Origin of the sequence: Tissierella simiarum, assembly GCF_018917865.1 — a bacterium.
In the GTDB taxonomy this organism is placed as follows: Bacteria; Bacillota; Clostridia; order Tissierellales; family Tissierellaceae; genus Tissierella_C; species Tissierella_C simiarum.
The window spans coordinates 55,193-70,649 of record NZ_JAHLPM010000008.1 but is presented as its reverse complement, the minus strand read 5'-3'; the positions used below and the strand labels follow the sequence as shown (position 1 = coordinate 70,649).

General features: G+C 32.0%; 12 protein-coding genes. All 12 read left to right on the top strand.

Annotated features, from left to right (window positions below; genetic code table 11):
* Positions 1–131: 131 nt before the first annotated feature.
* The 12 genes from hypB (at position 132) to KQI42_RS10325 (ending at position 15,453) form a co-directional block, all read left to right on the top strand.
* Positions 132–800 carry a hydrogenase nickel incorporation protein HypB gene (gene hypB / locus KQI42_RS10380; RefSeq protein ID WP_216519521.1) on the top strand — a complete coding sequence of 223 codons (669 nt, stop codon included), beginning with the start codon at positions 132–134 and terminating at the stop codon, positions 798–800.
* Between the two features lie 37 nt (positions 801–837).
* Entirely contained in the window at positions 838–3,537 is a 2,700-nt protein-coding gene (locus KQI42_RS10375; RefSeq protein ID WP_216519520.1) for an FAD-dependent oxidoreductase, read from the top strand.
* 80 nt (positions 3,538–3,617) lie between these two features.
* Complete coding sequence (locus KQI42_RS10370; RefSeq protein ID WP_216519519.1) at positions 3,618–3,959, top strand: hydrogenase maturation nickel metallochaperone HypA/HybF; 342 nt, start codon at positions 3,618–3,620, stop codon at positions 3,957–3,959.
* A 210-nt stretch (positions 3,960–4,169) separates the two neighbouring features.
* Positions 4,170–6,053 carry an ABC-F family ATP-binding cassette domain-containing protein gene (locus tag KQI42_RS10365; RefSeq protein ID WP_216519517.1) on the top strand — a complete coding sequence of 628 codons (1,884 nt, stop codon included), beginning with the start codon at positions 4,170–4,172 and terminating at the stop codon, positions 6,051–6,053.
* A 35-nt stretch (positions 6,054–6,088) separates the two neighbouring features.
* Complete coding sequence (locus KQI42_RS10360) at positions 6,089–8,275, top strand: DNA topoisomerase III (RefSeq protein ID WP_216519515.1); 2,187 nt, start codon at positions 6,089–6,091, stop codon at positions 8,273–8,275.
* Positions 8,276–8,323: 48 nt separating this feature from the next.
* Positions 8,324–8,827 (top strand): gamma carbonic anhydrase family protein, encoded by a 504-nt coding sequence (locus KQI42_RS10355; RefSeq protein WP_216519513.1) that lies wholly within the window; start codon positions 8,324–8,326, stop codon positions 8,825–8,827.
* A 199-nt stretch (positions 8,828–9,026) separates the two neighbouring features.
* A complete protein-coding gene (recQ, locus tag KQI42_RS10350) occupies positions 9,027–11,186 on the top strand; it encodes a DNA helicase RecQ (RefSeq protein WP_216519511.1) in 2,160 nt (719 codons plus the stop codon).
* Positions 11,187–11,360: 174 nt separating this feature from the next.
* Positions 11,361–13,013: a phosphoenolpyruvate carboxykinase (ATP) gene (locus KQI42_RS10345; RefSeq protein ID WP_216519509.1), complete on the top strand. Its 1,653-nt coding sequence runs from the start codon at positions 11,361–11,363 to the stop codon at positions 13,011–13,013.
* Between the two features lie 248 nt (positions 13,014–13,261).
* Positions 13,262–13,780 (top strand): adenine phosphoribosyltransferase, encoded by a 519-nt coding sequence (locus tag KQI42_RS10340; RefSeq protein ID WP_216519507.1) that lies wholly within the window; start codon positions 13,262–13,264, stop codon positions 13,778–13,780.
* A 258-nt stretch (positions 13,781–14,038) separates the two neighbouring features.
* The gene (locus KQI42_RS10335) at positions 14,039–14,398 is read left to right on the top strand and encodes a CidA/LrgA family protein (RefSeq protein WP_216519505.1); all 360 of its coding nucleotides are present in this window, start codon (positions 14,039–14,041) and stop codon (positions 14,396–14,398) included.
* Positions 14,398–15,087, top strand: coding sequence for an LrgB family protein (locus KQI42_RS10330; protein ID WP_216519503.1), 690 nt, complete (start codon positions 14,398–14,400; stop codon positions 15,085–15,087). Before KQI42_RS10335 ends, KQI42_RS10330 begins: the two co-directional genes overlap by 1 nt.
* An 18-nt stretch (positions 15,088–15,105) precedes the next feature.
* Complete coding sequence (locus KQI42_RS10325; protein ID WP_216519502.1) at positions 15,106–15,453, top strand: cupin domain-containing protein; 348 nt, start codon at positions 15,106–15,108, stop codon at positions 15,451–15,453.
* Positions 15,454–15,457: the final 4 nt, after the last annotated feature.

Here is a 15,457-nt window from a genome sequence, read left to right as displayed (position 1 = left end):
AATATTTCTTTGTCTTTGACAGTCGTTTTTATTTTAAATACAATAAGAATGACAGAATAATAACAATTTTTATAGAGATTTCAGATAGCATTAGAACACAATGAAAACTTATGGAGAGGTGGAGATAGCATATGGAAACTTTTAAAGTTTTAGAAATCAAAGAAAGTGTCTTTGAAGACAACAATCGTCAAGCTAATCTACTAAGGGATGAATTAAAGAAGAATAAGACTTTTTTATTGAATCTCATGTCATCGCCAGGGTCAGGTAAAACGACAACAGTTTTAAGAACTATTGAAGCTTTGAAGTCAGATATGACAATTGGTGTCATGGAAGCAGATATTGATTCTGATGTGGATGCCCATGCGGTAGCTAAAACTGGTACAAAGGTCATCCAGTTGCATACAGGCGGAATGTGCCATTTAGATGCTGATATGACTAAGCAAGGTTTATCAGGGCTTGGTACAGAAGGTACTGACTTTATAATCTTAGAGAATGTAGGAAATTTAGTATGTCCAGCAGAGTTTGACACGGGTGCATCCAAAAACGCTATGATATTAAGTGTGCCAGAAGGTGATGATAAACCTCTAAAATATCCCTTAATGTTTTCAGTTGTCGATGTTTTATTGATTAATAAAATTGATGTAATAGATTATTTTGATTTTGATTTAGAAGCAGTTAAAGCACGTGTAAAGAAATTGAATCCCAATATTAAGATTATCCCTATTTCTGCAAGAACAGGTGAAGGTATTGATGAATGGGCAGATTGGATCCGTACTGAAGTGAAAAATTGGAAAGAGTAGTAGGAACATAATAAAAATCAAATTAGGGGGAAAATATATGGTTAAACAAAAAGTATTGGATCTGGCTAATCATATTGGTAGAAAAAAGTCTGGTTCAAAATCAGCATATACGGCAAAAGACCCTGAATATATGATTTTAGAACCTGTTGTTACAGAAGAGATGGCAGAGGTAGGACTTTGCTTGCAATTCCGTAAACCTATGAGTGCAGAAGAGGTGGCCCCTTTATGCGGGAAATCCTTGGAAGAAACAAAAAAACTTCTATGGGAATTAGCCGTTGCTGGAGCTTGCTTTGTTGGTGAAAAGGATGGGGTTGATAAATACTGGCTTGAGATTTGGGTTCCAGGCATTATGGAAATGATGGTTAACAATAAGGAAAATGTTAAAAAGTACCCTCAAATTGCAGAGGCTTTTGAGGCCTATGGAAGGGTAAGAGGACCTCAAACAGCAGGTGTTTTTCCTGTAGGAACAGGTCTTATGCGTGTTATTCCCATTGAAATGGCCATTGACGGTGAAACTAGAAGGGCATCTTATGAGGAAGTTTCTAAATATCTTTATGAACATGAAGTTTTCTCAGTTTCAGATTGCTCTTGTCGTACAGCTAGAGAAGTCATGGGAGAAGGTTGTGGACATTTAAAGGAAGATATGTGTATTCAACTGGGTCATGCTGCTGAGTTCTATATTCGTACAGGTAGAGGTAGGGAGATTACCCGTGAAGAAGCATTTGAAATTATAAAAAAAGCAGAAGAAAATGGTTTAATGCATCAAATCCCCAATACAGATGGTCCAGGAAAAACCCACGCAATTTGTAACTGTTGTGGATGTAGTTGCCTATCTTTAAGAACTGCTGGAATGTTTTTGAACAATGACATGGTGCGTTCAAATTATGTTTCCCATGTTGATAAAGAGAAATGTGTTGCTTGTGGAGAATGTGTTGCAGTTTGTCCTGTTAATGCATTGAAATTAGGTCAAAAATTATGTGCTGAAGCACAAGTCATTGAGAAGAGAGAAGATTTTCCATCCAATACGAAATGGGGTCCAGACAAATGGAATCCAGATTATCGTACCAATAGAAAAAATGTTGTAGAAACTGGAACAAGTCCTTGTATAACACAGTGTCCAGCCCATATTCCGATTCAAGGCTATATCAAGCTAGCTTCTCAAGGAAGATATACAGAAGCACTTGAACTTATTAAGAAGCAAAATCCCTTTCCTGCAGTATGTGGACGTATCTGCCCAAGGACATGTGAATCTGTATGTACCAGAGGCGATGTTGATGAGCCAATTGCTATTGATGATATCAAAAAATTTATTGCAGAACAAGATTTAAACATGGATAACCAGTATGTACCAAAATTGAGACATAACTATGGAAATAAAATCGCCATTATTGGTGCCGGTCCATCAGGTCTTTCTTGTGCTTACTACTTAGCAATTGATGGTTATAAGGTAACAGTGTTTGAAAAACAAAAGGCACTTGGTGGTATGTTAACACTTGGAATTCCATCTTATAGATTAGAAAAAGATGTAGTAAATGCTGAAATTGATATTTTAAGAGAATTAGGTGTAGAGTTTAAAATGGGTGTCGAAGTAGGTAAAGATTTAAGCCTTGAAGATTTAAGAAATCAAGGATATGAAGCATTTTATCTTGCAATTGGTGCTCAAGCAGGTAGAAAACTTGGTATTGAAGGTGAAGACGCAGAAGGTGTTATCACAGGTGTTGATTTCTTATTAGACGTTAACTTAGGTAATAGCATAAAACTTGAAGGAGAAGTTATTGTAATTGGTGGTGGTAATGTTGCCATTGACGTTGCAAGAACAGCTACAAGAGCTGGAGCTTCAAAAGTTAATATGTTCTGTCTTGAAAGTAGAAAGGAAATGCCAGCCCTTGATGAAGAAATTGAAGAAGCATTGTCAGAAGATATTGGAATTAACAATTCTTGGGGTCCGAGATGTATTGTTACAGAAAATGGTCATGTTGTTGGTGTAGAATTTAAAAAATGTGTTTCAGTTTTTGATGAGAATAGAAAATTTAGTCCTAAATTTGATGAAAATGAAACCAAGTTTGTTAAGGCAGATAAGGTATTGCTTTCAATAGGTCAAGGGATAGATTGGGGAGAGCTGTTAAAGGACTCAAAAATGGAATTAAATCCAAACAATACAATCAAAGTGGATTCCTTTACTCTTCAGACTGGAGAGCCTGATGTATTTGCAGGTGGAGATGCAGTAACAGGTCCTAAATTTGCCATTGATGCTATTGCTTTAGGTAAGGAAGGTGCGATTTCAATCCATCGTTATGTGCACTCAGGACAGGATTTGGTTCTCGGACGTGACAGAAGAGAATATCGTGCATTTGATAAAGAAAACTTAGATCTTGAAGGATATGACCGCATCCCAAGACAAAGAACAAACCATGTTGATGGTGCTAAGGCTAAAGCGTCTTTCAAGGATTTGCGTCCTACACTTACAGAAGAGCAAGTTAGAAAGGAAACAGAACGGTGCCTTAGTTGTGGTGCTACAACAGTAGATGAATATATGTGCGTAGGATGTGGTTCATGCACAACTAGATGTAAATTTGACGCTATATCACTTGTAAGAAAATATGATGCTCAAAATGTACCTTTTGAAAAGCTTAAACCAGTAATTATTAAGAATATGATTGGGCGTAAAGGTAGAATGGTTACTCATAGTATTAAAAAATCTTTCCGTGGTTCAAATAAAGACAGTAAGACAAATTGATATTGCAATAAATGGAAGAGGGGTGGGTATGGAAACTCACCCTATATTCTTTATATGCAAAGAAATAGGGGTGGATTCATTTGCATGAATTAGGAATTATAATTCAAATCGTTAAAACAGTTGAAAGATTTGCTGAAGAAAATGGAGTTACAAATATTGATACATTGGTGCTTCAAATTGGCGAGTTATCTTCCGTAATACCAAAATATGTTGAAGACTGTTATCCTGCTGCAGTTGATGGTACGCTATTGCAGGATACAAAACTGGAAATTGAGATATTGCCAGGTAATTGTATATGTCATAAATGTGATAAAGTATTTAATTTGATCCAGCATAATAAACAATGTCCAGATTGCAGGAGTCAGGATTGGGAGTTGCTCAGTGGTAGAGAATTATTAATTAAAGAGATTATAGCTTATTAAAAGGGAGATTATTATGAAAAAATACCTAATTACCTTCTTAGAAGGTAATTAGGTATTTTGGTTTAATAAGAAAGTTATACTTATTGTATAGATGAGATTGGAAATTATCAGGACAAAGATTTTTATGCAATTTAAAATTGATAAGCTTGTTTGTCCATATGTGTTATAATACTATTTGTAAGAAAAGAAATTATATAGAAAGGAATCAATATGAATCTTATAACCATAGAAAACATTTCAAAGTCTTATAGTGAAAAGCAATTATTTAAAAATATAAATTTTGGCATTAGTGAAGGAGATAAAATAGGTCTTATAGGTATAAATGGTACAGGAAAAACTACTTTATTGAAATTAATTGCAGGTTTAGAAGAGGCTGATGAAGGAAAGATTGTTAAAGGTACTTCTGTTAGAATTGAGTACCTTCCTCAAGATATTTCCTTTGATCCTAATGCTACTGTTGTGGAGCAAGTGTTTAAAGGAAATTCTAAAAACATGATGATAATTAGAAAATATAAAGAAGCCATTAGTAATCCTCAGACATCAAGTGAAGAAATCATTAGACTTACTCATGAAATGGATATAGCAAATGCATGGGATTTAGAAAGTGAAGCTAAATCTATATTAAATCAGTTGGGAATTACTAATTTTCAAGAAAAGATAGAAAATTTATCTGGAGGACAAAGAAAAAGAGTAGCCTTAGCCAGTGCTTTAATAAACCCATCAGAACTACTTATATTAGATGAGCCTACAAACCACCTTGATAATGATACCATAGATTGGTTAGAAGAATATTTAAGCAAGAGAAAAGGTGCTTTATTAATGATTACTCATGATAGATATTTTCTAGATAGAGTAGTAAACCAAATAATAGAATTAGATAATAGCAATATTTATTCTTATAAAGGTAATTATAACTACTTTTTAGAAAAAAAGTTAGAAAGAGAAGATATGGAAGCTGCTAGTGAGAAAAAAAGGCAGAACTTATTTAGACAAGAATTGGCTTGGATGAAGCAAGGAGCCAAGGCTAGAACTACTAAGCAAAAAGCTAGAATAGATCGTTTCTATGAATTAAGTGAAAAGAAATTAGATTCTCCAGATGAAAAACTTGAAATATCTGTAGGAAGTAGACGGTTAGGTAAAAAAATAATAGAATTAGAAGGTATTAGTAAATCCTTTGATGATAAGAAGGTAATAAATGATTTTAATTATATTATACTTAGAGATGACAGAATAGGCATATTAGGACCCAATGGTAGTGGAAAATCTACATTGATAAATATAATGTCAAGGAAAATTGAACCTGATTTTGGTACAGTAGACATAGGAGAAACCGTAAAGATTGGAGTGTTTTCTCAAGAAACCTATCATATGGATAATGATATGAGAGCAATAGAATATATAAGAGAAGGTGGAGAATATCTTACAACAGCTGAAGGTGATAAGATAAGTGCTTCTCAAATGTTAGAAAGATTTCTATTCTCTAAAGAAGCTCAATGGACTCCAATAGGAAAACTTTCAGGAGGAGAAAAGAGAAGATTACATCTACTTAGAGTACTTATGGAAGCTCCCAATGTACTTCTTTTAGATGAACCTACTAATGATTTAGATATACAAACTCTTACGATTTTAGAGGATTATTTGGAAGAATTTCTAGGAGCCGTTGTAGCAGTGTCCCATGATAGATATTTTTTAGATAAATTAGTAGAAAAGGTATTTGTCTTTGAAGGAAAAGGTAAAATAGTTCAATATACAGGGAATTATTCTTATTTTAAAGAGAAGAATAAGAAAACTTTAGAAGAAGTCTCTATTCATAGCAATAAACCAAAGAAAAAGGAGAGAGAAACTAAAAAAACCTTAAAATTTTCCTATAATGAACAACGAGAATGGGAAGAGATAGATGATATAATTGCTAAACTTGAGAGTGAGATTAAAAAGGTTAACGATAAAATTGAAGAATCCTCTAGTGAATATACGGTTCTACAAGAATTACTTGCAGAAAAAGAAAAATTAGAATTTCAATTGGATGAAAAAATGGAAAGATGGCTGTATCTCAATGAGTTAGCTGACAAAATTAATGAGCAAAATAATTCTTAAAAGTATAAAATTTGCTTAATTGAAAGGATGTTTTTATGAGTAAAATACTAGTACTAGCAGAAAAACCTTCTGTAGCTAGAGATATTGCAAGAGTGTTAAACTGTAATAAAAAAGGGAATGGCTATTTAGAAGGAAATAAATATATTATTACTTGGGCTTTAGGTCATTTAGTGACTTTAGCTGATCCAGAAGCCTATGATAAAAAATATAAGTCTTGGAGAATTGAAGATTTACCAATGCTGCCACCCTATTTAAAACTGGTAGTTATTAAGCAAAGCAGTAAACAGTTCTATATTGTCAAAGAACAAATGAACAGGAAAGATGTATCCGAAATTGTTATAGCTACAGATGCTGGTCGTGAAGGAGAACTGGTGGCTAGATGGATTATAGAGAAGGCAGGTGTAAAGAAACCAATTAAACGACTTTGGATTTCTTCTGTTACAGATAAGGCTATTAAAGATGGGTTTAACAATTTAAAGGATGGTAGAGTCTACGAAAATCTCTATGAATCTGCACAGGCAAGAGCAGAAGCAGATTGGGTAGTGGGAATCAATGCTACTCGTGCTTTAACTTGTAGATATAATGCTCAACTTTCTTGTGGAAGGGTTCAAACTCCTACTTTATTTATGATTGCAAAAAGGGAAGAAGAAATTAAAAAATTTAAAGCCAAAGAATACTATGGTATCACTGCCTCTACAAATAATTTAAAATTAATATGGCAGGATAGCAATAATAAAGATACGAAAACTTTTAATAAGGATAAATGTGATCAGATTCTTACCAATATAAAAGGAAAAGATGGTAAAGTAATAGATGTAGAGAAAACACACAAAAAAAGCTTTCCACCTGGACTATATGATTTAACAGAACTTCAGAGAGATGCAAATAAAATCTTTGGATATTCTGCAAAAGAAACTCTCTCTATAATGCAAAGACTTTATGAAAGTCATAAAGTACTAACTTATCCAAGAACTGATTCTAGATATATATCTGATGATTTGGTGGAGACTTTAGAGGATAGAGTAAAGGCTTGTAATATTGGACCCTATAGCAAAATGGCATCACAAGTTTTAAATAAACCTATAAAGGGGAATAAATCTTTTGTAGATAATAGTAAGGTAACAGATCATCATGCTATTATTCCAACAGAAGAAAGAGTACCTCTAAGTCAATTAAATGATAAGGAAAGAAAAATATATGATTTAGTTGTAAAGAGATTTCTAGCAGTTCTATATCCTCCTTTTGAATATGAACAAACAACTATTAAAGCTAAGATTGGTGATGAAAACTTTATAGCTAAAGGTAAAAGAGTTGTAGCTCAAGGTTGGAAAGAAGTCTATTCAAACAACTTTCAGGAAGATGAAGAAGAAGATATTACTGAACAGGTATTACCATTAATAAATAAAGGGGATATTCTAAAGATATCTTCTACAATACAAACTCAAGGAAAGACCAAGCCTCCAGAACCTTTTAATGAAGGTACATTACTTTCAGCAATGGAAAATCCAGCAAGATATATGGCTAATGAAAGCAAGGATTTAATAAAGATAATTGGAGAAACTGGTGGAATTGGCACTGTAGCTACAAGGGCAGATATAATTGAAAAACTTTTTAATACTTTTCTAATCGAAAAGAGAGGTAAAGATATTTTTATTACTTCCAAAGGTAAACAACTTCTTGATTTAGTGCCAGAAGAGTTAAAATCACCAGCCTTAACAGCAGAATGGGAACAGAAACTAGGGTTAATTGCTAAGGGAAAACTAAATAGAAAAATCTTTATAAATGAGATGAAAGAATATTCCAAAACTGTTGTAAATGAAATAAAAAATAGTGAAGAAGTATTTAAACACGATAATTTAACACGAAATAAATGTCCTGAATGTGGAAAATATATGTTAGAAGTAAAAGGGAAAAAAGGCAGGATGTATGTTTGTCAAGATAGGGAATGCGGTTATAGAAAAAATATTTCTAAAGAAACCAATGCGAGATGTCCTAATTGTCATAAGAGATTAGAGCTGCAAGGAGAAGGAGAAGGACAAATATTTACTTGTAAATGTGGTTATAGAGAAAAGCTTTCTACATTTAATGAGAGAAGAAAAAAAGAAAAGAATAATATTTCTAAAAAAGATGTTTCTAGATATTTAAAAGAACAAAATAAGACAAAGAGTGAATCAATAAATACTGAATTAGCAGATGCACTTGCTAAGCTTAAACTAAAATAATAGAATTAGTGATAGAATTACATGAGAATAGATGAAAGGAGAATTCATATGATAAAAGATTTAAAAGATAAAAAAACCAATATCCATCCAAATGCTTTTATTGCTGAAACAGCAGATGTTTTAGGAGATGTGACTATAGGTGAAGGTAGTAGTATGTGGTATGGTTCAGTGGCTCGTGGTGATATGAATTATATTACTGTTGGAAAATATACTAATATCCAAGATAATGCTACTTTACATGTAGATACAAATGATCCTTTGGAAATCGGTGATTATACTACTGTTGGACATAATGCAGTAGTTCATGGCTGTAAAGTGGGAAATAACTGTTTAATAGGTATGGGGGCAGTAATTCTTAATGGAGCTGTTATTGGAGACAATTGTATAATTGGAGCAGGTTCTTTGATTACAGAGGGAGCAGTTATACCCTCCAATTCTTTAGTTATGGGTGCTCCGGGAAAAGTTAAAAGAGAACTAAGGGAAGATGAAATTGAAACAGTAAAATATAATGCAGTTAGATATGAAGAATTGTGGAAAAATGAACATATATAACTAAATAGCTATATTGAAAATTAATCTTCTTATTTAAATAAGAAGATTAATTTTTTGACAAAAGAGACTCACTCTAGAAGAACTTTATATTGGAATATGATAAGATAAAAATAGAACATATAGATGTTAATAATTTAAGTACTAAATTAGAAAGAACAAGATAATATAACTTAAAAGTTTTTGATATAGGGGGAAAGAGATGGATATTCATAGTCTATTAAAGACCTACTTTGGTTATGATGAATTTAAAACAGGTCAAGAAAAGTTAATCAGAGGAACCATTGAGGGAAGAGACGTTTTAGGTATAATGCCTACTGGTGGAGGAAAGTCTCTTTGTTATCAATTGCCAGCTATTTTATTAGAGGGACTAACCATAGTTATTTCGCCTCTAATATCCTTAATGAAGGATCAAGTTGATTCATTAAATGAAATTGGCATAGGTGGAACCTATATAAACAGTACTCTTGATCAAAGTGAACTTATTGAAAGGCTCCAGGAAATAAGAGAAGGAAAATATAAAATAATATATGTTGCACCAGAACGTTTAAATACTGGCTTTTTTATAAATTTAGTAGAGGACATAAAAGTTTCTATGGTTGCCATTGACGAAGCTCACTGTATAAGTCAGTGGGGTCATGATTTTAGACCAAGTTATCTTGAAATACCTAAGTTTATTAATTCTTTAAGGGTTAGACCTGTTGTAGCAGCGTATACAGCGACGGCTACAAAGGAAATAGTAGAAGAAATAAAAGAACTAATAGGGCTGAAAAATCCTTTAGAATCCATAATTGGTTTTGACAGACCAAACCTATTTTATCAGGTAGTTAAAGTAAGTAATAAGTTTTCTTACTTAATTGATTACTTAAAAAACAATTTTCAGAAAGAATCAGGAATAATTTATTGTGCAACTAGAAAAACTGTAGAGTCTTTAGTAGAAAAACTGAATGAAGGTGGTTTTTCTGCTGTAGAATATCATGGTGGCATGGATGGGAATCTTAGGCAAAAAAATCAAGATGATTTTATTTTTAATAGAAGGAGAATAATTGTAGCTACTAACGCTTTTGGTATGGGAATAGATAAACCAGATGTAAGATTTGTTATTCACTACAATATGCCTAAAAACATGGAAGCATACTATCAAGAAGCTGGTAGGGCCGGGAGAGATGGAGAACCTAGTGATTGTATATTGTTGTATTCCCCATCAGACATAGTGAAACAAAAACTTATAATTCAGAACAACAATTTGCCGCCTAATCGTGAAACTATGCTATATAAGAATCTACAATATCTTGTAGACTATTGTCATACCAATGATTGTTTAAGAAATAATATACTAGCATACTTTGGAGAGATAATAGAAAATCAGAGTTGCAACAATTGTGGTAACTGTTTAGATAAATCAGAGATGGTAGATATTACAATAGAAACACAGAAAATACTTTCTTGTATATATAGAACAGAGGAACGATTTGGAGTAAATATGATCATAGATGTTTTAAGAGGATCAAAGAATAAAAAGGTGCTAGGATTAGGATTGGATAAGGTTTCCACTTATGGGATTATGAAAGAATATACAGAAATAGCCTTAAGGGAAATTATTATGACCTTAGTATCTAAAGGATATATTTACATGACGGCAGATAAATTTCCTTTATTAAAGTTAACTTCGGATTCCCTTCAAGTTTTAAGAGGGAAAATAAAAGTTTATCATAAAAAACATTTAGTAGAAAGAAAAGCATCAATAACTGGGAAAGAGTTAAAAAACAGTGGTGACATAGGAGATAGATTTGACGAAGAATTATTTAACGAATTAAAAAAGTTAAGGTATTCCCTATCCCAAGAAAAAAACTTAGCCCCATTTATGATTTTTCACGATTCAACACTAAAAGAAATGGCTTCATTTTTTCCACAAAGTAAGGAACAACTTTTAACGATAAAAGGGGTAGGAATAAAGAAATATGAAAATTATGGAGAAGAATTTATTCAAATCATAAGCGAATACTGTAAAGAGAAAGAGCTAGATCCTATTGAATTTAAGAAAGATAAAGTGATAAAGGATAATAATACAAATAGATATGAGTTAACATATAATCTATATTTAGAGGGACTATCTTTAAAACAAATATCAGAAGAAAGACATTTTACTACAAATACAATTATAGAACATTTGAAAAGATGTGAAGATAATGGACAAGATGTTGACTGGTCTAAATTTATAGAAGATCCTATTATAGAAGAAAAAATACTAGATGCTATAAAAAAAGTAGGGTTAGAAAGATTAAAAGCTATAAAGGAAGCTCTGCCTGAAGAAATAAGCTATGAGGATATTCGATTAGTTATGGCAAAGAATGGATTATAACTAAGAAATATTGAATTGGAAATCAATAATATATACTATTGTATATTAATGAGGCAAATAGAGTAACATAAAAAACAAAAATACAGCATAATTCTCTTTTAAAAGTCTATTATTTATGCTACAATAAGGTTGTTAAAATCTAATTAAAAAAGATAAATCTAATGGAGGAACAAAATGGCAACTATATCAAAATTTAAAAGAGATGATATAATAAAAGATAATCCAGTTTTTTCTCAGATACGTACTACTATTGAAACGGCTTTTTACGGAAATAATGTAGTAAAAGTTAATTCAGTTAGTGAAGCTTATAAGCTTGCAAAGGATTCACCAGGTACTATAGTTACAGATATGCCTGTTTATAAACCTGAAGAAATAGGGTTGACTGAGGATTCGAAGATTTTATTATTTAATGATGGTACAATTACAGGAAGATTTGCAGGTGCAAGGGTCATCCTAGGAGAACCGAATATAAATGTACCAGAACTTGCAGGAATAGCAAGGGAAGCAGTGTACCATGGAAGGTACAAGAAATTATACCATGCAGAAGCTCTAATTGGTTTGGATAAGGACTTTATGGTAAAGGCTCACCTACTTATTCCACAAAACCATGAAAATATAATGTATAGTTGGCTTTTAAATTTCCAATACATAACTGAAGAATATATGAGAATGTATAAAGATTCTATAAAATTAAATGAAGGAGATATTTATATCTACTCTGATCCAGACTATAAGCCAGAGAGCCACCAAAATGGACTTGCTCTGTTTGATCCAGAACATAATTGTGCCCTTCTTTTAGGTATGAGATATCTTGGTGAGCATAAGAAAGGTACTTTAACTTTAGGATGGGGAATAGCTAATAGAAATGGGTTCGCATCTTGTCATGGTGGAATGAAAAGATACAATTTTGATAATGATGAAAAATATACTATAGGAGTATTTGGTTTATCGGGTTCTGGTAAATCTACTATTACCCATGAGAAACATGATGGAAAATATGATATAACAATTCTACATGATGATGCCTATGTAATATCTACAGAAGATGGATCATCAGTAGCATTAGAGCCATCTTATTTTGATAAAACTCAAGATTACCCTCTTAACTCAGAATCCAATAAATATTTAATAACAGTACAAAATTGTGGTGTTACATTGGATGAAGAAGGAAAGAAGGTTATAGTTACAGAGGATTTAAGAAATGGAAATGGTAGAGCAGTAAAGTCTAAGCTTTGGGCAGAAAATAGAGTAGATAAAATAGATGAACCTGTAGATGCTATAGCGTGGCTAATGAAGGATTCAACTTTACCCCCTGTACTTAAAATTAACAATCCAGTATTAGCATCAGTAATGGGAGCAACTTTAGCAACCAAGAGAAGTACAGCAGAAAGATTAGCAGATAATGTGGATATAAATGCTTTAGTTATAGAACCTTATGCAAATCCTTTTAGAACATATCCTTTAGAAAATGATTATAGCAAATTTAAAGAATTGTTTGAAAATAGAAAAGTGGAATGTTATATACTAAATACAGGGCATTTTTTAGATAAGAAAATACCAAAGGAAGTAACTCTAGGAATTTTAGAGGACATTGTAACAAAGAAAGCTGAATTTAAACAATGGGGAAGCTTTACAGACTTAGAGTATTTAGAAGTTGAAGGGTTTATTCCTGTTATGGAAGACGAAGATTATAAGAAATTACTAGAAAATAGTATTAAATATAGAATAGATTTTCTAAAATCTATGGAAACTTTTAAAGGTGGCAGGGACAAGCTACCTAATGAAGCCATAGAAGCATTATATAAATTAGAAAATGAACGTATATAGGAGCAGCAGGGAATTTTTATAAATTTCCCTGCTGCTTTTCCATAGGTAGGTTCAAGCTAGGCGGTATTTCATTTTTAGGTTTTTCAGTGGCAGAACATGAGATTATATTAAGGAATATAAATCATCATTTTATAATTGTGGTAAAATAGAGGAACACAATAGATTAAAAATTTTTAAATAATTATAAAAAACTATAAAAATATGATAGACTACTATAGTAATAATATTAATTATAGGAGGGAAGTAATTTGGATCTAAAATCTAAAATTAGGGTAATTGAGGATTTCCCTGAAAAAGGGATTAGCTTTAAAGATATAACTACTTTGATAAAAGATAAAGATGCATTTTCACAGGCTGTTAATCTAATAGTAGATGATTTAAAAGGGATGGATATAGACTATATAGCAGGTCCTGAGGCTAGAGGATTCTTATTAGGTACAGCTGTTGCATATGCTCTAGGTGTAGGCTTTATACCTGTAAGAAAACCTGGAAAGTTACCTGGAAAAACTATTAGTCATGAATATAAATTAGAGTATGGGAGTAACACTCTTGAAATACATGAGGATGCAATTGAAAAGGGAAAAAAGGTTGCTATAGTAGATGACTTACTAGCTACAGGTGGCACTGTATCATCTGTTGCTAAATTAATAGAATCTATAGGTGGAGAAGTAGTGGCATTGGAATTTTTAATTGAGCTAGAGTTTTTAAATGGAAGAAATAAATTAGAAAAATATCATGTAAATTCATTAGTTAAATATGATAAATAAATATTGTTTTATTTTTAATGCTTATAGCCTGATCTAATGGATTAGGCTATATTTTGTTGATTAATTCACAATATCTGTAGTTCAACCCTTATTTTTAGCATTTCACCAATAGTTTATTGTTTAACAAAGAGTTGTTTAATATAATAAATATAGAGTAAAACTCTACTAGGGTGATGTAGTATCATCATAAAATATTTGGAGGTGACAAGGAGGAAAAGGATTTCTTTAAAATCTATAAAAATATAGGGTGGTGATATTGTGAAAGCTCTTAAAGAATTGGGAATTATAGTCGGAATTCTTTTTACAGGTCATTTAATTCAACAAATAGGGAAACTACCTATGCCGGGAACAGTGTTAGGAATGATTATATTGCTTTTATGTTTATTATCTGGAATATTAAAATTAGAAAAGATTGAAACAGTAGCTCAATTTTTCTTAGACCATTTAACTTTTCTATTTATTCCAGGAGGAGTTGGATTGATATCTTCTTTAGATTTAATTAGAGAAAAATGGTTGCCAATTTTAATAGTTATAGTTTTGTCTACAGCATTAGTTATAGCTGCTACTGGATTAACTGTACAACTATTAAAAAATTTGAGGAAGGAGGAGGCTAACTAATGGATTATTTAAATACACCTATATTTGGATTCATAATTTCGATTATTGCTTTTCAAATAGGACTTTTTATAAACAAGAAAACTAAAAAAGCTATATTTAATCCCTTGATTATAGCAATAGGATTAATAATGATTCTATTATTATCCTTTAATATTGATTATGAAATTTACAATAAGGGAGGAAGTATAATTAGCTTCTTTCTTGGACCAGCAACTGTAGTACTGGCAGTACCATTATTTAAACAAATTGAAAGATTAAAATCTAGTGGTATTCCTGTATTAGTGGGAATCATTGTTGGATGTACTACAGCAGTAGTCAGTGTATTCTTTTTAAGTAAATTATTTGGACTAACGGAAACCTTATCAACATCTTTGCTACCAAAGTCTGTAACAGCAGCTATTTCCATGGAAATATCAAAACAAATAGGAGGCATACCAGCATTAACTGTTGCAGTAACTGTTCTTACAGGAATTACTGGAAATGTTATAGGTTCTTATGTGTGTAAGTTATTTAGAATTAAAGATGAGGTAGCCACAGGAGTAGCCATGGGTACAGCTTCTCATGCCATAGGAACGGCAAAGGCTATGGAACTTGGGGAAGTACAAGGAGCAATGAGTTCTTTAGCTATAAGTGTAGCAGGATTAATTACCGTATTTCTAGCACCTTGGTTATTACAACTATTAAGTTAAAATGAGGAGGTATTTAATATGTTAAGAAAAGCAAGTGAATTAAGAAAAGATACAGTTGAAAATTTAATGAAAGGTGAAGGTTATATTGATAGAGTACATTTACTTGAAGTAGACGACTTTTGCGGAAAAGGCAGGTTATATGCAAGGCATATTCTTCAGCCGGGAAATTCTATAGGATTTCATAAGCACGAAGGGGAGCAAGAAGCTTATTACATACTAAAAGGCGAAGCATTATATAATGACAACGGTAATGAAGTAGTTGTTAAAGAAGGAGACTTTACCTTATGTAAAACTGGAGAAGGTCATTCCATAAAGAATATTGGAGATGGAGAGCTAGAATTTATAGGATTAATCATGAACGTTTAAATAA

Coding starts and splice junctions, on each gene's coding strand:
- hypB (WP_216519521.1), top strand. CDS start 132: ATGGAAACTTTTAAAGTTTTAGAAATCAAAGAAAGTGTCTTTGAAGAC.
- KQI42_RS10325 (WP_216519502.1), top strand. CDS start 15,106: ATGTTAAGAAAAGCAAGTGAATTAAGAAAAGATACAGTTGAAAATTTA.
- KQI42_RS10360 (WP_216519515.1), top strand. CDS start 6,089: ATGAGTAAAATACTAGTACTAGCAGAAAAACCTTCTGTAGCTAGAGAT.
- KQI42_RS10355 (WP_216519513.1), top strand. CDS start 8,324: ATGATAAAAGATTTAAAAGATAAAAAAACCAATATCCATCCAAATGCT.
- KQI42_RS10375 (WP_216519520.1), top strand. CDS start 838: ATGGTTAAACAAAAAGTATTGGATCTGGCTAATCATATTGGTAGAAAA.
- recQ (WP_216519511.1), top strand. CDS start 9,027: ATGGATATTCATAGTCTATTAAAGACCTACTTTGGTTATGATGAATTT.
- KQI42_RS10330 (WP_216519503.1), top strand. CDS start 14,398: ATGGATTATTTAAATACACCTATATTTGGATTCATAATTTCGATTATT.
- KQI42_RS10365 (WP_216519517.1), top strand. CDS start 4,170: ATGAATCTTATAACCATAGAAAACATTTCAAAGTCTTATAGTGAAAAG.
- KQI42_RS10345 (WP_216519509.1), top strand. CDS start 11,361: ATGGCAACTATATCAAAATTTAAAAGAGATGATATAATAAAAGATAAT.